The organism is Pseudomonas sp. 39004 (genome assembly GCF_028682155.1).
In the GTDB taxonomy this organism is placed as follows: Bacteria; Pseudomonadota; Gammaproteobacteria; order Pseudomonadales; family Pseudomonadaceae; genus Aquipseudomonas; species Aquipseudomonas capeferrum.
In genome coordinates this window covers 14,837-36,404 of the sequence record NZ_JANIAG010000040.1, presented here as the reverse complement: position 1 = coordinate 36,404, position 21,568 = coordinate 14,837, and the positions used below count along the sequence as shown (strand labels likewise).

The window sequence follows — 21,568 nt, the reverse complement described above, 5'->3', positions numbered from 1 at the left end:
ACGAATCGTCCGAGATCATCCGCATCTTCAACAGTGCCTTCGACGAGTTGACCGGCAACCGCCTGGACCTGTACCCCGAGCCGTTGCGCCCAACGATCGACGCACTGAACGAGCGGATTTACCCGGCGGTGAACAATGGCGTATACCGCGCAGGTTTCGCCACGACGCAGGACGCGTACGAAGCGGCATTCGACGAGGTGTTCAATGAGCTGGATCATCTGGAAGCGCTGCTGAGCCGCCAGCGGTACCTGGCCGGTGAGTACCTTACCGAGGCCGATGTGCGCCTGTTCACCACGCTGGTGCGCTTCGACGCGGTGTATCACGGGCACTTCAAGTGCAACCTGCGGCGCCTGGCCGATTACCCGAACCTGTCAAACTGGCTGCGCGAGCTGTACCAGTGGCCAGGGGTGGCGCAGACGGTGGATATGGAGCACATCCAGAAGCACTATTACATGAGCCACAAGACCATCAACCCGAATGGGATCGTGCCCAAGGGGCCGCTGCAGGAGTTTGGCCTGGCGCATGATCGGGAGCGTTTGGCGGGGCGTGGGATATGGCTTAATAGCTGATAACGCCGGGGCCGCAAAGCGGCCCCGTTCGATTTCAGCTTTGTTGCGACCCTTCAAACCAAGCCAGCTTTTCACGCAACTGCACCACTTCCCCGACGATCACCAGGGTCGGCGCATGCACTTCATGCTGGGCGACCAGGCCCGGCAAATCCGCCAGGGTACCGGTGAACACCCGCTGATTACGCGTTGTCCCCTGCTGCACCAGCGCCGCAGGTGTGCTGGCCGCACGCCCATGACGAATCAGCTCGGCGCAAATGGTCGGCAAGCCCACCAGCCCCATGTAGAACACCAGAGTCTGGTTCGGCGCCACCAGGTCATTCCAAGGCAGGTTACTGGTCCCGTCCTTCAGGTGCCCGGTCACGAAGCGCACCGACTGCGCATAATCGCGATGGGTCAGCGGGATGCCGCCGTAGGCAGAGCAACCACTGGCCGCAGTGATACCCGGTACCACCTGGAACGGGATGCCCTGCTCGGCCAGTTCTTCGATCTCCTCGCCACCCCGCCCAAAGATGAACGGATCGCCACCCTTGAGCCGCAGCACGCGCTTGCCCTGCTTGGCCAGGTCGACCAGCAGACGGTTGATCTGGTCCTGCGGCACCGCATGGTCGGCGCGGCGCTTGCCCACGTAGATACGCTCGGCATCACGTCGGCACATCTCGATGATGGCCGGGGCCACCAGGCGGTCGTACAGCACCACGTCGGCCTGCTGCATCAGGCGCAAGGCACGGAAGGTCAGCAAGTCCGGATCACCCGGCCCCGCGCCCACCAGATACACCTCACCGCCCTGTTGCACCGGTGCACCATCGACCATCGCCTGCAACAAGCGCTCGGCCTCCGCGCCCTGCCCGGCCAGCTGGCGCTCGGCAACCGGGCCCTGGAATACGTTTTCCCAGAAACCGCGACGCTGGTTGACGTCCGGGTACAGGCGTTTGACCTGGTGCCGGAAACGCGCGGCCAACCCGGCCAGCTCGCCGTACGCCGAGGGGATCCACGCCTCCAGCTTGGCGCGAATCAAGCGCGCCAAGACCGGCGCATCACCGCCACTGGAGACGGCCACCACCAACGGCGAGCGGTCGACGATGGCCGGGAAGATCACCGTGCACAGGGCCGGCGCATCCACCACATTGACCGGCAGGTTGAGCGACTGGGCATCGGCCGACACCTGGGCGTTGAGCCCAGGGTCGTCGGTGGCCGCGATCACCAGCCGGCAACCGACCAGGTCGGACGCCTGATAACCCCGCACCAGCACCTCACCGCCACCTTCCCGGGCCAATGCAGCCAACTGGCCATCAACCTCGGGCGCCACCACGCGCAGCGCGGCGCCGGCATCAGCCAGCAGGCGCGCCTTGCGCAAGGCAATTTCACCGCCACCGACAACCAGTACCCGGCCGCCCTGCAGCTTGTGGAACAGTGGCAGGTAATCCATTTAGCGGATGACCTCGACGCCACCCATGTACGGTTTGAGCACCTCTGGCACACGGATCGAACCGTCGGCCTGCTGATAGTTCTCAAGGACCGCCACCAGGGTGCGGCCTACCGCCAGGCCAGAGCCGTTGAGGGTGTGCACCAGCTCTGGCTTGCCGGTTTCCGGGTTGCGCCAGCGGGCTTGCATGCGACGGGCCTGGAAGTCACCGCAGTTGGAGCAGGAGCTGATCTCGCGGTACTTGTCCTGGCTTGGCACCCACACTTCCAGGTCGTAGGTCTTCACCGCACCAAAGCCCATGTCGCCGGTGCACAGCGCCAGTACGCGGTACGGCAGCTCCAGCAGTTGCAGCACACGCTCGGCGTTGCCTGTCAGGCCTTCCAGGGCTTCCATCGACTTGGATGGCTCGACCACCTGCACCATCTCGACCTTGTCGAACTGGTGCTGGCGGATCATGCCGCGGGTATCACGGCCCGAAGCGCCGGCTTCACTGCGGAAGCACGGGGTGTGGGCGACCAGCTTGAGCGGCAGTTGCTTGGCATCGAGGATTTCACCCGCGACCAGGTTGGTCAGCGAAACCTCGGCCGTCGGGATCAGGTAGAAGTCGGCTTCGCCTTCACGGGTGATCTTGAACAGGTCTTCCTCGAACTTGGGCAACTGGCCGGTACCCTGCAGGGCCGGTGCCTGTACCAGGTACGGGGTGTAGTGCTCTTCGTAGCCGTGCTCGCCGGTGTGCAGGTTGATCATGAACTGCGCCAGGGCGCGGTGCAGGCGGGCGATCGGGCCACGCAGCACGGCAAAGCGTGCGCCAGACAGCTTGGCAGCGGCTTCGAAGTCCAGGCCACCGCTGACCTCGCCCAGGGCAACGTGGTCCTTGATCTCGAAGTCGAACGCTGTCGGCGTGCCCCAACGGCGCACTTCGACGTTGTCGTCTTCGCTGGCGCCGACCGGCACGCTGGCGTCCGGCAGGTTGGGGATGGTCAGCAGGATGGCGTCCAGTTCAGCCTGGATGCCATCCAGTTCGACCTTGCCGGCGGCCAGTTCATTGGCCATGCGCTCGACATCGGCCATCAGCGGCGCGATGTCCTCGCCTTTGGCCTTGGCCTGGCCGATGGACTTGGAGCGGGCGTTGCGCTCGGCCTGCAGCTGCTCGGTACGGGTCTGCACCGCCTTGCGGCGCTCTTCCAGTGATTCGATGCGCGCGACATCCAGGCTGAAGCCACGGGAGGCCAGGCGATCCGCCACTTCCTGAAGTTGGCCGCGTAACAGTTTGGAATCGAGCATATCGTTCTCTCGTTATATGTAAGTGTTGGTTCAGAATCGGGTCAGGGACAGGCCGGCCCAGGTCGCGAGCAGCCCGCCCACCACGCTGATACCGGTATAGCCCAAAGCCAGGGGCATCTGCCCGCTTTCCATGAGGCGTACGGTATCGAGCGAAAAAGAGGAAAACGTCGTCAAGCCGCCAAGAAAGCCGACCATCAGCCCGGCGCGCAGCTCGGCCGGCACCATCGGCTTGTGCAAGAACAGGCCGTAGAGCAGGCCGATCAGCATGCAGCCGATCAGGTTGACCGCCAGCGTACCGAGATAGAAGTGCCGTGGCCAGTGGGCAACCACCCAGTTTGCAGTGGCAAAGCGCAGCAACGTGCCCGCGACACCGCCCGCACTGACGGCGGCGATCAGTGCAATCACGGTTTTCTCCGTTGCCGGGGGCTGCTGCGATCCAGCTCGGCCAGGTGCCGAAGCTTCTCGCCGATCTTCAGCTCCAGGCCACGGGGGACGGGCTGGTAGTACTGGCGGGGTTCAAGCTGGTCGGGGAAGTAATCTTCACCCGCCGCGTAGGCATCGGGCTCGTCATGGGCGTAGCGGTACTCATCGCCATAGCCCAGTTGCTTCATCAATTTGGTCGGGGCGTTGCGCAGGTGCAGCGGCACCTCCAACGAGCCGTGCTCGGCGGCCTCGCGCAGGGCGGTCTTGAAGCCCATGTACACAGCGTTGCTCTTCGGCGCGCAGGCGATATAGGTGATGGCCTGGGCGACTGCCAGCTCACCCTCGGGACTGCCCAGGCGCTCTTGCACGTCCCAGGCCGACAGGCACAGGCTCAAGGCACGAGGGTCGGCGTTGCCGATGTCTTCGCTGGCCATGCGCACCACGCGGCGGGCGATGTACAGCGGGTCGCAGCCACCATCGAGCATGCGCGCGAACCAGTACAAGGCCGCATCGGGGTTGGAGCCGCGCACCGACTTGTGCAGCGCCGAGATCTGGTCATAGAACGCCTCGCCACCTTTATCGAAGCGGCGGCGGCTGTCGCCGAGCAGGCTTTGCAGCAGCTCGACAGCAATTTCGCTGCCATCTTCAGCCAGGTCCGAGGCATTTTCGAGAAAATTGAGCATGCGTCGGCCATCGCCGTCGGCGGCAGCCATGAGCATCTTGAAGGCCTCGTCGCCAACCCGCAGGTTGTGCTGGCCCAGGCCGCGCTCCTCGCTGAGGGCCCGGTCGACCAACTTGCGCAGGGCCGGCTCGTCCAGGCTCTTGAGCACATACACCCGCGCCCGCGAGAGCAACGCGTTGTTCAGCTCAAAGGAGGGGTTTTCAGTGGTGGCGCCGATGAAGATCAGCGTGCCGTCTTCCACATAGGGCAGAAAAGCGTCCTGCTGGGACTTGTTGAAGCGGTGCACTTCGTCGACGAACAGGATGGTCCGACGGCCATACTGGGCCGCCTGCTGCTTGGCCACCTCGACCGCCTGGCGAATTTCCTTGACCCCCGCCAGCACCGCCGAGACGGTTTCGAAGTGGGCATCACAGAACTGCGCCAGCAACCGCGCCAGGGTGGTCTTGCCGACCCCGGGCGGGCCCCAGAAGATCATCGAGTGCAAAGCCCCCTGCTCCAGCGCCTCGCGCAGCGGCTTGCCGCGCGCCAGCAGGTGCTCCTGGCCGACGTACTCGTCCAGGTTGGACGGGCGCAGGCGAGCAGCCAGGGGCTGGGCGACGGGTTCGCTTCGAAACAGGTCCATCACGGGCTCCGCTTACTCCTGGATGATGTCCGCGCCTTTCGGGACATCGAACTTGAACTTGCTGTCCGGCACCGCCTGGTTGGCCTTCACCCCGGTGAACAGGATGTTGGTGCGCTGGCCGACGCTGTCGATCAGTTGCATGTCATTGATCAGGCCCTTGCGGAACGAAACACGCAGCGAGTCGAACAGGGTGTCCTTGGTTTTCGGCTTCAAGGTGAAGTCCATCACTTCGCCCTGCTCCTTGGAGTCGATATCGAAGCTCTGGCTGATCTTCGACACGTCACCGGACAGCAACAGCGCCGGGGTCTGGTTCAGGCGCACATCGAGTTTCTTGATGGTGGCCTGTTCCAGGTCCGGGTCCCACAGGGTGACCATCTTGCCATCGGACACCACCACCTGCTCCTGCGGGGCATCGGTGTGCCAGTAGAACAGGCCCGGGCGCTTCACGGTCATCTGCCCGGCAGTTTCCTGCAGGCTGGTGCCATCGGCGCCCAACGTCAGTTGAGAGAACTTGGCATCGATGGTTTGCGACTTTTCCAGCAACTGGGTCAGGCGCTTTACGTCCAGCTCGCCGGCGTGGGCCGACACAGAGCCCATGGCCAGGGCAGAAACCAACAGCATGCGAATCGCGCGCATGGAAATCCTCGTAGGGCAGTCTATGAACCAGGCGCCCTCGAGGCGCCCGGCAATGTGTTCATCAATCGCGCGGGCCGCCTGGGGCAATCACTTCCCGCGAGCCGTTGCTGTTCATGGGGGTGACCACGCCGGCCATCTCCATCGCCTCGATCATGCGTGCGGCGCGGTTGTAGCCGATCTTCAGCTTGCGCTGCACCGCCGAAATGGAGGCACGACGGCTTTCCAGCACGAATTGCACCGCCTCATCATACAGCGCATCGCTTTCCGAATCGTCGCCGTCACCGCCACCACCACCGCCTTCGAAGCCGCTGCCGGCCTCTTCGACGCCGTTGAGGATGTCGTCGTTGTAGTCCGGCGCGCCACGTAGCTTCCAGGCCTCAACCGTGCGGTGCACTTCGTCGTCGGAAACGAACGCGCCATGCACACGAATCGGCAGGCTGGTGCCCGGCGGCATGTAGAGCATGTCACCGTGGCCGAGCAACTGCTCTGCACCGCCCTGGTCGATGATGGTGCGCGAGTCGATCTTGCTCGACACCTGGAACGCCATGCGGGTCGGGATGTTGGCCTTGATCAGGCCAGTGATCACGTCAACCGACGGACGCTGGGTCGCGAGGATCAGGTGAATACCGGCAGCCCGCGCCTTCTGGGCGATACGGGCGATCAGCTCTTCGACCTTCTTGCCGACGATCATCATCATGTCGGCAAACTCGTCGACCACTACCACGATGGTCGGCAGGGTCTTCAGCGCTGGCGGCTCGTCGTCCATGCTCTCGCGGCGGTACAGCGGGTCGTGAATGACCTCGCCTGCCTCCTGGGCATCCTTGATCTTGCGGTTGAAGCCGGCCAGGTTACGCACACCCATGGCGGCCATCAGTTTGTAACGCCGCTCCATCTCGGCAACGCTCCAGCGCAGCGCGTTGGCGGCATCCTTCATGTCGGTGACCACCGGGCACAGCAGGTGCGGAATGCCTTCGTAGATCGACAGTTCGAGCATCTTCGGGTCGATCATGATCAGCCGCGCATCTTCGGGCCCGGACTTGAACAGGATCGACAGGATCATCGCGTTCACACCCACCGACTTACCGGAGCCAGTGGTACCGGCGACCAGCAGGTGCGGCATCTTGGCCAGGTCGGTGATGACCGGCTTGCCGCCGATGTCGTGGCCCAGGGCCAGCGCGACCGGTGATTTGGATTCGTCGAACAGCGGCGACGACAACACTTCGGAGAAGCGCACCATCTGCCGGTTTTCGTTGGGGATCTCGATACCCACAGTGGTTTTGCCCGGGATCACCTCGACCACCCGTACGCTGGTCACTGCCAGTGAGCGCGCCAGGTCCTTGGCCAGGTTGGCGATACGGCTGACCTTTACCCCGGCCGCTGGCTGGATCTCGTAACGGGTAATGACCGGGCCTGGGTGGATGGAGTCCACCGAGACTTCCACGCCGAATTCCTTGAGCTTGATTTCCAGCAGCTGGCCGACGCCGGCCAGGGATTCTGGCGAGTACTCGATCTTCTTCTGCTCGGCCGGGTCGAGGATGGAAATGGACGGCAACGTGCCTTCCACGGCGCTGTCGACGAACAGCGGCGCCTGCTTCTCCTTCATCACCCGCTTGCTCGGTTCCGGCGCCTTGGCCGGCGCGGGCGGGACGATTACCGGGGCCGCAGGTTGCTCGCGGGGCACCACGGCCTCACGCGCCACCACGGGTTCACGCGGCGCAGCAGGCGGCGCGGCTACAGGCCGGGCGGGCACATCGTCACGCTCGACGCTGCGCTCGCGCAGCTGTGGCTTGGCCGGGTCGCGCTTCTGGGCCACCATGGGCGCCGCGCCGAAGTCTGGTTCATCGACCTCGCGCAACTGCGCCTCCAGGCGCTTGCGCTCGTTGCGGGCTTCCCACCAGCGGTTGGCGGCGCCTTGCACCAGTTCGAACAGGTCGAGGGTGATCTTGCCGGTAAGGTCCATCACCTTGAACCAGGACAGGTCGGTGAACACCGTCAGGCCAAACAGGAACAAGGCAATGAACATCAGCGTGCTGCCCTGCACGTTCAGCAGGTTGCGCGCCAGCTCGCCCAGGCTTTCGCCCAGGGCGCCCCCGGCAGAGAACGGTATGCTCGCCGGCGGGTGGAAATGGATATGCGCCAGGGCCGCGCCCGACAGCACCAGGAACACCAGCCCGATGAGCCGCCAGGAGAACAGCCAGCCGCTCCATTCCCAGGCCTGGTGGCGTTCGCGGAAGATCTGCAAGGTCTTGATCGCCAGCAGCAGCGGGAAGATGTAGGCGAAGTAGCCCAGCACCATGAACAGGATGTCGGCGAAGTAGGCCCCTGCTCGCCCGGCGGCGTTCTGCACCTGGTCGACGTTGCTGGTGTGGCTGAAGCCAGGGTCGGACGTGTCGTAGGTCAGCAGCGCCATCCACAGATACAGGCACATGGCGCCGACGGCGATCAACGCACCTTCCTTCAGGCGATAGTGCAGCTGCTGCCGCCACATGGGCACTGGCAAGGGAGCTGGAGTTGCGGTGGATTTCTTCAAAACGCGTCTATTCCTGCGCGTGCTGCGCGTCCAATAGTGATCGGCCAATGCATGGCCAATGAACCACTACTTTTAACATTACTGCCCGTCAGCCGCCATGACGGCGCGCCGCACATGGGCTTGAGGGGGCTACTTTCACTTAGCTGCAATTTGAGCATGCATTTTCTTTTGTGACAAAGGCTTATGCTGTGTTTTTGCACAGGTATGACAGCAAATGTCCCGGATGGTGCCTGTGGCCTCATGAATGTGTAGGAAATTACCTAAACGGTTGCCCGTACCTTGGCGAATGAACGACAGCGATTGACCCTGCTTTTCAGCCGCGCCATGCTGGCCGCTCCCCTCCCCCACCGCACAATAGACCATGCTCACCTGGCTGACCCGCGACTCGCTGACCTTCCCGCCCCTGGAAAAGGCCCTGCACGAACCCAACGGCCTGCTCGCCGCCGGCGGCGACCTGAGCCCCGAACGCCTGGTGCAGGCCTACCGCCATGGCTGCTTCCCTTGGTACCAGGAGGGCCAGCCGATCCTCTGGTGGTCACCCAACCCCCGCACGGTGCTGTTGCCAGATGAGCTGCACGTCTCGCGCTCGCTGGCCAAGTTCATCCGCCAGGGCCACTACCAGGTCACCTTCGACACCGACTTCGCCGCCGTGATCGCCGCCTGTGCCGCACCCCGCGACTATGCCGACGGCACCTGGATCACCGACACCATGCGCGCCGCCTACTGCGAGCTGCACCGTCGCGGCCACGCCCATTCAGTGGAAGTGCGCCAGGACGGCGAGCTGGTCGGCGGCCTGTATGGCCTGGCGATGGGCCGCCTGTTCTTCGGCGAGTCGATGTTCAGCCGTGCCGACAATGCCTCCAAGGTCGGCTTCGTCACGCTGGTCACGCACCTGCGCCAGGCCGGTTTTGTCCTGATCGACTGCCAGATGCCGACCAATCACCTGCACAGCCTTGGCGCCCGCGCCATCAGCCGCGCCGAGTTTGCCGGGTACCTCGCGCGTTACCTTGACCAGCCCAACAGCGCCACCTGGGTTCCCTAGGCGAGTTCCCAGAGCTGGCTTACACTTAAAGGCAAAGTCTCACCGAAGGGGTTGATCATGACAGAGTTGGCGCGGTTGAAGTTCTATGCCACTCAGCCCCACTCCTGCAGCTACCTGCCCGAGGAGCAGGCCACCACGCTGTTTCTCGACCCCAGCCAGCCGATGGACGTGAACGTCTATGCCGACCTGTCTGAAATGGGTTTTCGGCGCAGCGGCGATCACCTCTACCGCCCCCATTGCCAAAACTGCAATGCCTGCGTGCCGGCGCGCATTCCAACAGCGCGCTTCATCCCCAACCGCCAGCAGCGCCGCATCCTCAAGCGCAACGCCGACCTGACCGTGACTGCGGCACGCCCGGCATTCAAGGAAGAGTACTTCGACCTGTACCGGCGCTACATCGAGACCCGTCACGCCGACGGCGACATGTACCCGCCCAGCCGCGACCAGTTCTCCACCTTCCTGGTGCGCGACCTGCCGTTCTGCTGGTTCTACGAGTTCCGCCTGGCGGGGCGCCTGCTGGCGGTGGCGGTGTGCGACCTGCTGCCTAACGGCCTGTCGGCGGTGTACACCTTCTACGAGCCCGATGAAGAGCGCCGCAGCCTGGGCCGTTTCGCCATCCTCTGGCAGATCACCGAAGCCCTGCGCCAGAATCTTGAGGCGGTTTACCTCGGTTACTGGATCAAGAACTGCAAGAAGATGAACTACAAGACGCAGTATCGCCCCATCGAGCTGCTGATCAACCAGCGCTGGGTCACCCTCAACTGAAAGCATTGGCTTGAAACACTATTTTCCGGCATAATCCACGCCACTTTTTTGCCCGGTGCGGTTATGCGTCGGGCCAACACTGGACACCGAGGGCTCAACTGCATGTCGAAAGAAGACAGCTTCGAAATGGAAGGTACTGTCGTCGACACCCTGCCCAACACCATGTTCCGCGTGGAGTTGGAAAACGGGCACGTCGTAACCGCGCACATCTCCGGAAAGATGCGCAAGAACTACATTCGTATTCTCACTGGCGACAAGGTCCGCGTCGAACTGACACCTTACGACCTGAGCAAAGGCCGCATCACTTACCGTGCGCGCTAAGCCCAAGCCATGAAAAAGCCCGGCCATGTGCCGGGCTTTTTTATGGGTTGAAGAACTGGGAGGGCTTTGCCCTCCTTTCGCGACGCAAGGCCGCTCCTACAGGATCGCGGAAACCTGTAGGTACGGCGAGAAAGGGCCGCATAGCGGCCCCACTGTCACGCCACCTCAGCCGTGGTCTCGAAGTCGAACACCAGTTCGCCATCGCGCAGGTCGACGTGCACCACGCCACCATGCTCGGCCAGCTCGCCAAACAGGATCTCCTCGGCCAGTGGCCGTTTGATCTTGTCCTGGATCAGCCGCGCCATTGGCCGCGCGCCCATCTGCACATCGTAGCCCGAGGCCGCCAGCCAGCCGCGGGCGTCATCACTGACTTCCAGCAGCACACGCTTGTCTTCCAGCTGGGCCTGCAGCTCGATGAGGAACTTGTCGACGATGCTCTTGATCGTCTCGTGGCTCAGGCGGCCAAACTGGATGATGGTGTCCAGACGGTTGCGGAACTCCGGCGTGAAGCTCTTGCGGATGACCTCCATGGCATCGGACGCATGGTCCTGATGGGTAAACCCGATCGATGCCCGCGCCGCGGTTTCAGCCCCGGCGTTGGTGGTCATGATCAGGATCACGTTGCGGAAGTCCGCCTTGCGCCCGTTGTTGTCGGTCAGCGTACCGTGGTCCATCACTTGCAGCAGCAGGTTGAAGACTTCCGGGTGCGCCTTCTCGATTTCGTCCAGCAGCAGGACGCAATGCGGCTGCTTGGTGATTGCCTCGGTCAACAGGCCACCCTGGTCGAACCCGACATAACCGGGCGGAGCACCGATCAGGCGCGAAACGGTATGCCGCTCCATGTACTCGGACATGTCGAAGCGCACCAGCTCCACGCCCAGCGCCTTGGCCAACTGCCGCGCCGCTTCGGTCTTGCCGACACCGGTAGGCCCGGCGAACAGGAACGAGCCGACCGGCTTGTCGGGCGCCTTGAGCCCGGCACGGGACAGCTTGATCGCGGTCGACAGCGAGTCGATGGCAGGGTCCTGCCCGAACACGGTCAGCTTCAGGTCACGCTCCAGGTTACGCAACAGTTCCTTGTCGGAGCTGCTGACATGCTTCGGCGGAATCCGTGCAATCTTGGCGACGATGTCTTCAACTTGCGGCACGTCGATGCGTTTGACCCGGTTCGCCTCTGGCTGCAGGCGCTGGTAGGCACCCGCCTCGTCGATCACATCGATGGCCTTGTCCGGCATGTGCCGGTCATTGATGTAGCGCGAGGCCAGCTCGGCGGCGGCGCGCAGGGCTTCGTCGCTGTACTCGATGTTGTGATGGCTCTCGAACCGGCCCTTGAGCCCGCGCAGGATGCCCACGGTGTCTTCCACCGAAGGCTCGCTGACATCGACCTTCTGGAAGCGCCGCGCCAAGGCACGGTCCTTCTCGAAGATGCCGCGAAACTCCTGGAAGGTGGTCGAACCAATGCAGCGAATGTCGCCAGACGACAGCAGCGGCTTGAGCAGGTTGGACGCATCCATGACCCCACCAGACGCCGCACCGGCACCGATGATGGTGTGGATCTCATCGATGAACAGGATCGCCTGCGGGCGTTTGCGCAGCTCGCCGAGCAGCGCCTTGAAACGCTTCTCGAAGTCGCCACGGTACTTGGTGCCGGCCAGCAGCGCACCCAAGTCGAGGGAGTACACCACGCTCTGGGCCAGCAGGTCTGGCACCTGACCGTCGACGATACGCTTGGCCAGGCCTTCGGCAATGGCAGTTTTGCCTACCCCGGCCTCACCCACCAGCAGCGGGTTGTTCTTGCGCCGACGCGCCAGAATCTGCGCGACGCGCTCGACCTCCTGCTCGCGCCCGACCAGCGGGTCGATGCGCCCGGCGCGGGCCAGCTCGTTCAGGTTGCTGGCGTAAGCATCCAGCGGGTTGCTCGACGATGACGTTTCGCCACCGTCCTCGTCCTGCATTTCCTGGTCGCCTTCAGTGTTCGGGCCATGGCCCGGCACCTTGGAAATGCCATGGGCGATATAGTTGACCACGTCGATCCGGGCCACGCTCTGCTGCTTGAGCAGGAACACGGCCTGGCTTTCCTGTTCGCTGAAGATCGCCACCAGCACGTTGGCGCCGGTCACTTCACGCTTGCCGGAGCTTTGCACATGGAACACGGCACGCTGCAGCACACGCTGGAAGCCCAGGGTTGGCTGGGTCTCGCGGTCTTCATCGTTGACCGGAATCAGGGGCGTAGTGGAATCGATGAACTCTTGCAGATCGTGCTTGAGTTTGTCGAGATTGGCGCCACAGGCGCGCAGAACGGTCGCGGCAGCCTCATTGTCAAGGAGTGCCAGCAGCAGATGTTCGACGGTCATGAATTCATGACGTTTCGAACGAGCCTCCTTGAAGGCCAGATTGAGGGTGACTTCGAGCTCGCGGTTTAACATAGCTTCACCTCATACCCAAGTGGTCGGCGATTAACCGTCCTTCTCGATTTCACAGAGTAGCGGATGCTGGCTTTCCCTGGCGTATTGGTTGACCTGCATGGCCTTTGTTTCGGCGATGTCACGGGTAAACAATCCGCACACTGCCCGCCCCTCGGTATGGACGGTCAGCATGATCTTGGTCGCCAGCTCGCGGTTCAGACTGAAGAACGTCTCGAGCACTTCGACGACGAAATCCATCGGTGTGTAGTCATCGTTGAACAAAACCACCTTGTACATCGGTGGCGCCTGCAGGATCGGCTTGGCTTCCTGGACAGCAAGACCTGAGCCGTCGTCCTCATTCGATTGCGGGCGATCCTGATTGAATGTTAGTCGAATCTCACTAGGTGCATGCATGGAAAGAATTTCATCATGATCGACAGGTTAAAGTTGTCGGTTGAGCGCAAAGTTCGCCTACGGCGCACGCGCCGCCTGACCTTGACTATCGGCAAAACGGTGTTACAACCAATAAGAACCCACCGTGGTCGATAAAGATCCGCGCAGTCAACCAGATTTTTCGCATGGTTCGTATGCGGATGAAGTGGATGATACTCCAGTGATGGAGTCCTTTGCAGAGGGACATAGGGATGGCAAGCGGTAAAGTCAAGTGGTTCAACAATGCCAAGGGCTACGGATTCATCAACGAGGATGGTAAATCCGATGACCTGTTCGCTCACTACTCGGCCATCCAGATGGACGGATACAAGACGCTCAAGGCTGGCCAGGCCGTGGAATTCGAAATCATCCAGGGCCCCAAAGGCCTGCACGCGGTCAAGATAATGGACGCCGTTACCGCTGCGGCTGCCAAGGCCCAAAGCCAGACCGCGAGCGAAACCGCCAGAGCCTGAACCCTGCTCCGTGTCGGTATACGAAAAAACCGGTCGCCTCTTTAGCCAGGCGACCGGTTTTCTCTTGCCTCACATATGCTTGATCATTTCATCGCCAAAGCCCGAACTGCCCACCAGCTTCGCCCCTTCCATCAGGCGCTCGAAGTCGTAGGTCACGGTCTTGGCAGCAATCGCGCCGTTGGTGCCCTTGATGATCAGGTCGGCCGCCTCGGTCCAGCCCATGTGGCGCAGCATCATTTCTGCCGACAGAATCACCGAACCCGGGTTGACCTTGTCTTGCCCGGCATACTTGGGCGCAGTGCCGTGGGTGGCCTCGAACATGGCCACGGTGTCGGACAGGTTGGCGCCCGGCGCGATGCCGATACCGCCCACTTCCGCCGCCAAGGCGTCAGACAGGTAGTCACCGTTGAGGTTGAGGGTGGCGATCACGTCGTACTCGGCCGGGCGCAGCAGGATCTGCTGGAGCATGGCGTCGGCGATGGCATCCTTGACGATGACCTCGCGACCGGTCTTGGGGTTGTTGAACTTCATCCAGGGGCCGCCGTCGAGCAGCTCGGCGCCAAACTCGTCGCGGGCCACCTCGTAGCCCCAGTCCTTGAAGGCGCCTTCGGTGAACTTCATGATGTTGCCCTTGTGCACCAGGGTGAGCGATTCGCGGTCGTTGTCCACCACGTACTGCAACGCCTTGCGCACCAGGCGCTGGGTGCCCTCCCTGGAGACGGGCTTGACCCCGATGCCGCAGTCCTGGTCGAAGCGGATCTTGGTGACGCCCATTTCCTCCTTGAGGAACTTGATCACCTTGTTCGCCTCAGGCGAACCGGCTTTCCATTCGATGCCCGCATAGATGTCTTCGGAGTTTTCACGGAAGATCACCATGTCGACATCGCCAGGCTTTTTCACCGGGCTCGGCACGCCCTGGAACCACACCACCGGGCGCAGACACACGTACAGGTCAAGCTGCTGGCGCAAGGCCACGTTCAGTGAGCGGATGCCACCGCCGACCGGCGTGGTCAGCGGGCCCTTGATCGACACCACGTACTCACGCACCGCATCGAGGGTTTCCTGCGGCAGCCAGGTGTCCTGGTCATAGACCTGGGTGGCCTTCTCGCCCGCGTACACCTCCATCCAGGCAATCTTGCGCTTGCCGCCGTAGGCTTTCTGTACGGCAGCATCCACCACTTTGATCATCACCGGCGAGACATCGACGCCGATCCCGTCGCCTTCGATATAGGGAATGATGGGGTTGTCGGGCACATTGAGCGAATGGTCTGCATTGACGGTGATCTTGGTGCCGTCGGTCGGAACCTTGATTTTCTGGTATCCCATGCTTGCACTACTCCGCTTTCGGGTGTGATTGGACATCGTGCGATCCACTGAGCCTAAACCACATCTGCTGACCTGCAAGCGCTGCGACAACGCGCCACATTGCCCCTACGTCTTTGGTCTTATAAATGGCGCCGATGTCACTTCGCCTTGCTGAATAGCCCGATTGGTTTGATATACTGCGCCGCGACCGTAGGGTCATCGGGGCGAACCCTTGGAAAATGCGGCTCGCCCTTGGCCAAGAACGGCCACGAAGCCTGGGCTGTTACCGCAGTTCAGCACTTGACGCTCGACTGATGCATCCACCATCACCGCTCGCAGCCTCTCGACTTTCCGCTCATGGCGTCGCCAGGGCGAAGCGCCTACCCTGCGCACCTCGAGACTCGAGTACGCTCAGCACATAGAGAGTTAAACCGCATGCCCACCCGTTCCAAGATCATCTATACCTTCACCGACGAAGCCCCTGCCCTCGCCACCTACTCGCTGCTGCCGATCGTCGAAGCGTTCACCGCCTCGGCCGACATCGCCGTCGAAACTCGCGACATTTCCCTGGCTGGCCGTATCCTCGCGGCTTTCCCGGAGCAACTGGGCGCCGAGAAGCAAGTAGGCGATCACTTGGCGGAACTGGGCCAACTGGCTACCACTCCTGAAGCCAACATCATCAAGCTGCCAAACATCAGCGCCTCGGTACCGCAGCTCAAGGCCGCGATCAAGGAACTGCAAGGCAAAGGCTTCAACATCCCCGACTACGCCGACGAGCCGTCCACCGAGGCCGAGAAAGAATCCCGCGCCCGCTACGACCGCATCAAGGGCAGCGCCGTCAACCCGGTACTGCGCGAAGGCAACTCCGACCGCCGCGCCCCGCTGTCGGTCAAGAACTACGCACGCAAGCACCCGCACAAGATGGGCGCCTGGGCTGCCGACTCGCAGTCGCACGTTGCCCACATGACCCAAGGCGACTTCTACGGCAGCGAAAAGGCCGCGCTGATCGAGGCTGACGACAGCCTGCGCATCGAGCTGGTCGGCAAAGACGGCACCACCACCGTTCTGAAAGCCAAGACTGCGGTCAAAGCTGCCGAGATCGTCGACTGCGCCACCATGAGCCGCAAGGCCCTGCAAGCCTTCATCGCCGAGCAGATCGCCGATGCCAAGGCCTCTGGCGTGCTGCTGTCGGTGCACCTGAAAGCCACCATGATGAAGGTCTCCGACCCGATCATGTTCGGCGTCATCGTCGAAGCGTTCTACAACGACGTGCTGGCCAAGCACGCCGCCGCACTGGCTGAAGTGGGCTTCAACGCCAACAACGGCATCGGCGACCTGTACGCCCGCATCAAGGACCTGCCAGCTGACAAGCAGGCCGAGATCGAAGCCGACATCCAGGCCCTGTACGCCGTTCGCCCGGCCCTGGCCATGGTCAACTCCGACAAAGGCATCACCAACCTGCACGTGCCGAGCGACGTCATCGTCGACGCCTCGATGCCGGCCATGATCCGTGACTCGGGCAAGATGTGGAACACCGCTGGTGAGCTGCAGGACGCCAAGGCGATCATCCCGGACCGCTGCTACGCCGGCATCTACCAGGCCACCATCGAAGACTGCAAGGCCAACGGCGCCTTCGACCCGACCACCATGGGCAGCGTACCGAACGTCGGCCTGATGGCGCAGAAAGCCGAAGAGTATGGCTCCCACGACAAGACCTTCCAGATCCAGGCCGATGGCGTGGTGCGTGTGGTCGACGGCAAAGGCCAGGTCGTGCTGCAGCAGAACGTCGAAGCGGGTGACATCTTCCGCATGTGCCAGACCAAGGACGCGCCGATCCAGGACTGGGTCAAGCTGGCCGTCAACCGTGCCCGCCTGAGCAACACCCCGGCGGTGTTCTGGCTGGACCCGGCGCGCGCCCACGACGGCGTGATGATCGAGAAGGTGCAACAGTACCTGAAGGATCACGACACCACCGGCCTGGACATCCGTGTCCTGGCACCGGTCGACGCCATCAAGTTCTCCCTGGCCCGCATCCGCGAAGGCAAGGACACCATTTCGGTGACCGGCAACGTGCTGCGCGACTACCTGACCGACCTGTTCCCGATCATGGAGCTGGGCACCAGCGCCAAGATGCTGTCGATCGTGCCGCTGATGAACGGCGGTGGTCTGTTCGAAACCGGCGCTGGCGGTTCGGCACCCAAGCACGTGCAGCAGTTGGTCGAAGAGAACTTCCTGCGTTGGGACTCGCTGGGTGAGTTCCTGGCCCTGGCCGCTTCCCTGGAGCACCTGGGCAACACCTACGACAACCCGCGCGCCAAGGTCCTGGCCAACACCCTGGACCAGGCTACCGGCAAGTTCCTCGACACCAACAAGTCGCCTTCGCGCAAAGTCGGTGGCATCGACAACCGCGGCAGCCACTTCTACCTGACCCTGTACTGGGCCGAAGCCCTGGCCGCCCAGGCTGACGACGCCGCCCTGCAGGCGCGCTTCGCCCCGCTGGCTAAAACCCTGGCCGAGAACGAAGCGACCATCGTCGCCGAGCTCAACGCCGTTCAGGGCAAGCCGGCCGACATCGGTGGCTACTACGCCACGGATGCCGAGCTGACCGCCAAGGTGATGCGCCCAAGCCAGACCTTCAACAGCGCCATTGCCGCCCTGTAAGGTTCGCTTGATGTAACACCACAAACCCCGGCCACGCACCGGGGTTTGTGCTTTTTAGCCGCAAACTGCAAGCCACAAGTCAAAGCAGCCCGCGTACTGCTTCGACTTGTGGCTTGCAGCTTGAAACTTGCTACTTAGGGAGAGCATCGACCGTGTCTTGGCAACCCCATATCACCGTCGCCACCGTCGTCGAGCACGAGGGCAAATTCCTCTTCGTCGAAGAGTTCAAAGCTGGCCAGCATGTCTTCAACCAGCCCGCTGGCCACCTGGAACCCAACGAAACCCTGCCCCAGGCCGCCCTGCGCGAAACCCTCGAAGAAACCGCCTGGGAAGTCGAACTGACCGGCGTGGTCGGCATCTACCTGTACACCGCACCCAGCAATGGTGTGACCTACCAGCGCATCTGCTTCGCCGCACGCCCGGTGCGCCATCACGCCGACCTGGGGCTGGACAGCGACATCGTCCGCGCCGTCTGGCTGACCCGCGATGAACTGCTGGCCGACCCCACCCGCTGGCGCAGCGAGCTGGTGCCGCGCTGCCTCGACGACTACCTGGCCGGCCCGCTGCACAGCCTCGCCCTGCTGCGCGACTGACGCGCGGCCTCGGGTTTGATAGAATCGGCGTTTTTCCCCTCTGATACACATCGGTAGCCATGACCAGCCCAGCACTCAAAGACCCCGCCAAGACCCGCGTCATCGTCGGCATGTCCGGCGGCGTGGACTCTTCCGTCTCCGCCCTTCTGCTCATGGAGCAGGGCTACCAGGTGGAAGGGCTGTTCATGAAAAACTGGGAAGAGGACGACGGCACCGAATACTGCACCGCCCGCGAAGACCTGGCCGACGCCCAGGCCGTGTGCGACCGCATCGGCATCAAGCTGCACACCGCCAACTTCGCCGCCGAGTACTGGGACCACGTGTTCGAGCACTTCCTCGAAGAATACAAGGCAGGCCGCACGCCCAACCCCGACATCCTCTGCAACCGCGAAATCAAGTTCAAGGCGTTTCTCGACTACGCCCTGTCGCTGGGTGCCGACCTGATCGCCACCGGCCACTACGTGCGCCGCCGCGACACCGGTGAGCTCACCGAGCTGCTCAAGGGCCTGGACCCGAACAAGGACCAGAGCTACTTCCTGCATGCCGTCGGCGGCAAGGAAATCGCCCGCACCCTGTTCCCGGTCGGCGAACTGGAAAAACCCGAAGTTCGCGCCATTGCCGAAAAGCACGGCCTGGCCACGGCCAAGAAAAAGGACTCCACCGGTATCTGCTTCATTGGCGAGCGCCGCTTCAGCGACTTCCTCAAGCAGTACCTGCCGGCCCAGCCAGGTGAAATCCAGACCACCGACGGCGAAGTCATCGGCCGCCATCATGGCCTGATGTACCACACCATCGGCCAGCGCCAGGGCCTGGGTATCGGCGGCCTCAAGGATGCCGGTGACGAGCCGTGGTACGTGCTCGACAAAGACCTCTCGCGCAACGTGCTGGTGGTCGGTCAGGGCAATGAGCACCCGTGGCTGTTCTCCCGCGCCCTGCTGGCCTCGGACATCTACTGGGTCAACCCTGTCGACCTGTCCAGCCCACGCCGCCTGACTGCCAAGGTGCGCTACCGCCAGGGCGACCAGGGTTGCACCCTTGAGCGCAGCGAAAACGGCTACCGCGCGGTGTTCGACGAGCCGCAGCGGGCCGTGACGCCCGGCCAGTCGGTGGTGTTCTACGACGGCGAGGTATGCCTGGGTGGCGGCGTGATCGAGACCGCCGAGCCCTGGAGCCCGCGCGCATGAGCAACCTGCAGGAGCAATTGATTGCCCTGGGCGGTGTGTTCCAGGCCGCCGTGCTGGTCGACCGCATCGCCCGCACCGGCCAGGCCAGCGAGGCCAACATCGGCTGCATGCTGGGCAGCCTGCTGGTACGCGACCCCAAGGACACCCTGGAGGTGTTCGGCGGTGACGACCTCAACCTGCGCGACGGTTACCGCGCCCTGGTCGGCGCGCTCGAGCGCGACCCCAGCAGCCTGCAGCGCGAGCCACTGCGCTATGCCCTGTCGATGCTGGGCCTGGAACGCCAGCTGGCCAAGCGCGGCGACCTGCTCGACACCATCGGCAACCGCCTGCCGCAGATCCAGTCGCAGGCCGACCATTTCGGCCTGGTTCATGAAAACGTCATCGCTTCCAGTGGAGCCTTGTACCAGGACACCCTGAGCACTTTGCGCCAGCGTATTCAGGTACACGGCGACATGCGCTTCCTGCAGCAGCCCAGCAACGCCTCGAAGATCCGCGCCCTGCTGCTGGCCGGCATCCGCGCCGCGCGCCTGTGGCGCCAACTGGGCGGCCATCGCTGGCAGTTGGTGTTCAGCCGCCGCAAGCTGCTCAACGAACTGTACGACATGATGCGCACGCCGTCCTGAAGAAAAACGCCGGACCTGTAGGAGCGGCCTTGCGTCGCGAAAGAGCTGCACAGCAGCCCCAGAATCGCCGCCCCAGCATAGATTGCCGGGGCCGCTGCGCAGCCCTTTCGCGACGCAAGGCCGCTCCTGCAGGCATTTTTCATGTATGATATGCGCCCTTCCAAAAGCCTGACTGTCCGAGAACACCCCATGCAGCTTTCCTCGCTCACTGCGGTTTCCCCTGTAGACGGCCGTTATGCCGGCAAAACCCAGGCCTTGCGCCCCATTTTCAGCGAATACGGCCTGATCCGTTTCCGCGCCCTGGTCGAAGTACGCTGGTTGCAGCGCCTGGCCGCCCACCCGCAAATCGGCGAAGTGCCGGCGTTCTCCGCCGAAGCCAACGCCGTGCTGGACACCCTGGCCACCGATTTCAAACTTGAGCACGCCGAACGCGTCAAGGAAATCGAGCGCACCACCAACCACGACGTCAAGGCCATCGAGTACCTGCTCAAGGAGCAGGCTGCCCAGCTGCCTGAGCTGGCCAAGGTCAGCGAGTTCATCCACTTCGCCTGCACCAGCGAGGACATCAACAACCTGTCCCACGCCCTGATGCTGCGCGCCGGCCGTGACGAAGTGCTGCTGCCGCTGATGCGCCAGATCGCCGACGCCATCCGCGCCCAGGCCCACGCCCTGGCCGACGTGCCGATGCTGTCGCGCACCCACGGCCAACCGGCTTCGCCGACCACCCTGGGTAAAGAGCTGGCCAACGTCGTGTACCGCCTGGAGCGCCAGATCGCCCAGGTGGCCGCCGTGCCGCTGCTGGGCAAGATCAACGGCGCCGTAGGCAACTACAACGCCCACCTGTCGGCCTATTCGCAGATCGACTGGGAAGCCAACGCCCGCGCCTTCATCGAAGACGAGCTGGGCCTGCAGTTCAACCCGTACACCACCCAGATCGAGCCGCACGACTACATTGCCGAGCTGTTCGATGCGATCGCCCGCTTCAACACCATCCTCATCGACTTCGACCGCGATGTATGGGGCTACATCTCCCTGGGCTACTTCAAGCAGAAGACCGTCGCGGGCGAAATCGGCTCGTCGACCATGCCGCACAAGGTCAACCCGATCGACTTCGAAAACTCCGAAGGCAACCTGGGTATCGCCAACGCGCTGTTCCAGCACTTGGCCAGCAAGCTGCCGATCTCGCGCTGGCAGCGTGACCTGACCGACTCCACCGTGCTGCGCAACCTGGGCGTGGGCTTCGCGCACAGCGTCATCGCCTACGAAGCCAGCCTCAAGGGCATCGGCAAGCTGGAAGTCAACACCGCACGCATCGCCGCCGACCTGGACGCCTGCTGGGAAGTGCTGGCCGAGCCGATCCAGACGGTCATGCGCCGCTTCAACATCGAAAACCCCTACGAGAAGCTCAAAGAGCTGACCCGTGGCAAGGGCATCACCCCTGAAGCGCTGCTGACCTTCATCGACGGCCTGGACATGCCAGCCGACGCCAAGGCCGAGCTCAAGCTGCTGACCCCTGCTACCTACATCGGTAACGCGGCAGCACAGGCCAAACGCATCTAAGCTGACCGTCGCGTTCAACGCCCGGCTTAGCCGGG

The 21,568-nt window shown here is 63.1% G+C and carries 19 protein-coding genes; 10 read left to right on the top strand and 9 right to left on the bottom strand.

The window, feature by feature from the left end:
- The coding region (locus NP534_RS09875) for a glutathione S-transferase family protein (protein WP_274098605.1) at nt 1–569 on the top strand (569 nt) is incomplete at its 5' end.
- Between the two features lie 34 nt (nt 570–603).
- Here NP534_RS09875 and cysG read toward each other — a convergent pair.
- The 6 genes from cysG to NP534_RS09845 all read right to left on the bottom strand — a co-directional run bounded on the left by cysG (nt 604) and on the right by NP534_RS09845 (nt 8,127).
- A complete protein-coding gene (cysG, locus tag NP534_RS09870) occupies nt 604–1,995 on the bottom strand; it encodes a siroheme synthase CysG (RefSeq protein WP_274098604.1) in 1,392 nt (463 codons plus the stop codon).
- Nucleotides 1,996–3,276 carry a serine--tRNA ligase gene (gene serS / locus NP534_RS09865; protein ID WP_033696744.1) on the bottom strand — a complete coding sequence of 427 codons (1,281 nt, stop codon included), beginning with the start codon at nt 3,274–3,276 and terminating at the stop codon, nt 1,996–1,998. It lies immediately after the preceding gene.
- Nucleotides 3,277–3,306: 30 nt separating this feature from the next.
- Entirely contained in the window at nt 3,307–3,681 is a 375-nt protein-coding gene (gene crcB, locus NP534_RS09860; RefSeq protein ID WP_274098603.1) for a fluoride efflux transporter CrcB, read from the bottom strand.
- Nucleotides 3,678–5,003 (bottom strand): replication-associated recombination protein A, encoded by a 1,326-nt coding sequence (locus tag NP534_RS09855; protein WP_033696740.1) that lies wholly within the window; start codon nt 5,001–5,003, stop codon nt 3,678–3,680. The genes crcB and NP534_RS09855 overlap by 4 nt, the downstream gene beginning before the upstream one ends.
- Nucleotides 5,004–5,015: 12 nt before the next feature.
- Nucleotides 5,016–5,639, bottom strand: a complete 624-nt coding sequence (gene lolA, locus NP534_RS09850; protein WP_033696739.1) for an outer membrane lipoprotein chaperone LolA — start codon at nt 5,637–5,639, stop codon at nt 5,016–5,018.
- Between the two features lie 61 nt (nt 5,640–5,700).
- Nucleotides 5,701–8,127 carry a DNA translocase FtsK gene (locus NP534_RS09845; RefSeq protein ID WP_274098602.1) on the bottom strand — a complete coding sequence of 809 codons (2,427 nt, stop codon included), beginning with the start codon at nt 8,125–8,127 and terminating at the stop codon, nt 5,701–5,703.
- Between the two features lie 403 nt (nt 8,128–8,530).
- Between NP534_RS09845 and aat the strand changes: the two genes are divergently transcribed.
- From aat to infA, 3 genes are all read left to right on the top strand, one after another.
- Nucleotides 8,531–9,211, top strand: coding sequence for a leucyl/phenylalanyl-tRNA--protein transferase (gene aat, locus NP534_RS09840; RefSeq protein ID WP_047581837.1), 681 nt, complete (start codon nt 8,531–8,533; stop codon nt 9,209–9,211).
- Between the two features lie 57 nt (nt 9,212–9,268).
- The gene (locus NP534_RS09835) at nt 9,269–9,976 is read left to right on the top strand and encodes an arginyltransferase (protein ID WP_033696734.1); all 708 of its coding nucleotides are present in this window, start codon (nt 9,269–9,271) and stop codon (nt 9,974–9,976) included.
- 102 nt (nt 9,977–10,078) lie between these two features.
- Nucleotides 10,079–10,297 (top strand): translation initiation factor IF-1, encoded by a 219-nt coding sequence (gene infA / locus NP534_RS09830; protein ID WP_002553999.1) that lies wholly within the window; start codon nt 10,079–10,081, stop codon nt 10,295–10,297.
- A gap of 155 nt (nt 10,298–10,452) precedes the next feature.
- On the opposite strand, the gene clpA is transcribed toward infA, so the two are convergent.
- Together clpA and clpS are read right to left on the bottom strand one after the other, a co-directional pair.
- Nucleotides 10,453–12,723 carry an ATP-dependent Clp protease ATP-binding subunit ClpA gene (clpA, locus tag NP534_RS09825; protein WP_033696733.1) on the bottom strand — a complete coding sequence of 757 codons (2,271 nt, stop codon included), beginning with the start codon at nt 12,721–12,723 and terminating at the stop codon, nt 10,453–10,455.
- Nucleotides 12,724–12,753: 30 nt separating this feature from the next.
- On the bottom strand, nt 12,754–13,116 hold the full coding sequence (gene clpS, locus NP534_RS09820; protein ID WP_003251220.1) for an ATP-dependent Clp protease adapter ClpS: 363 nt from the start codon (nt 13,114–13,116) through the stop codon (nt 12,754–12,756).
- A gap of 230 nt (nt 13,117–13,346) precedes the next feature.
- Here clpS and cspD point away from each other — a divergent pair, with 230 nt between their 5' ends.
- A complete protein-coding gene (cspD, locus tag NP534_RS09815; RefSeq protein WP_033696731.1) occupies nt 13,347–13,607 on the top strand; it encodes a cold shock domain-containing protein CspD in 261 nt (86 codons plus the stop codon).
- Between the two features lie 69 nt (nt 13,608–13,676).
- On the opposite strand, the gene icd is transcribed toward cspD, so the two are convergent.
- Nucleotides 13,677–14,933, bottom strand: a complete 1,257-nt coding sequence (gene icd, locus NP534_RS09810) for an NADP-dependent isocitrate dehydrogenase (protein ID WP_274098601.1) — start codon at nt 14,931–14,933, stop codon at nt 13,677–13,679.
- A 414-nt stretch (nt 14,934–15,347) separates the two neighbouring features.
- Between icd and NP534_RS09805 the strand changes: the two genes are divergently transcribed.
- The 5 genes from NP534_RS09805 (at nt 15,348) to purB (ending at nt 21,533) form a co-directional block, all read left to right on the top strand.
- A complete protein-coding gene (locus NP534_RS09805; protein WP_274098600.1) occupies nt 15,348–17,573 on the top strand; it encodes an NADP-dependent isocitrate dehydrogenase in 2,226 nt (741 codons plus the stop codon).
- A 152-nt stretch (nt 17,574–17,725) separates the two neighbouring features.
- Complete coding sequence (locus NP534_RS09800; protein WP_274098599.1) at nt 17,726–18,166, top strand: NUDIX hydrolase; 441 nt, start codon at nt 17,726–17,728, stop codon at nt 18,164–18,166.
- A gap of 59 nt (nt 18,167–18,225) precedes the next feature.
- The gene (mnmA, locus tag NP534_RS09795; RefSeq protein ID WP_274098598.1) at nt 18,226–19,350 is read left to right on the top strand and encodes a tRNA 2-thiouridine(34) synthase MnmA; all 1,125 of its coding nucleotides are present in this window, start codon (nt 18,226–18,228) and stop codon (nt 19,348–19,350) included.
- Entirely contained in the window at nt 19,347–19,973 is a 627-nt protein-coding gene (hflD, locus tag NP534_RS09790; RefSeq protein ID WP_047581833.1) for a high frequency lysogenization protein HflD, read from the top strand. Before mnmA ends, hflD begins: the two co-directional genes overlap by 4 nt.
- Before the next feature lie 189 nt (nt 19,974–20,162).
- Nucleotides 20,163–21,533 carry an adenylosuccinate lyase gene (purB, locus tag NP534_RS09785; protein ID WP_033699922.1) on the top strand — a complete coding sequence of 457 codons (1,371 nt, stop codon included), beginning with the start codon at nt 20,163–20,165 and terminating at the stop codon, nt 21,531–21,533.
- Nucleotides 21,534–21,568: the final 35 nt, after the last annotated feature.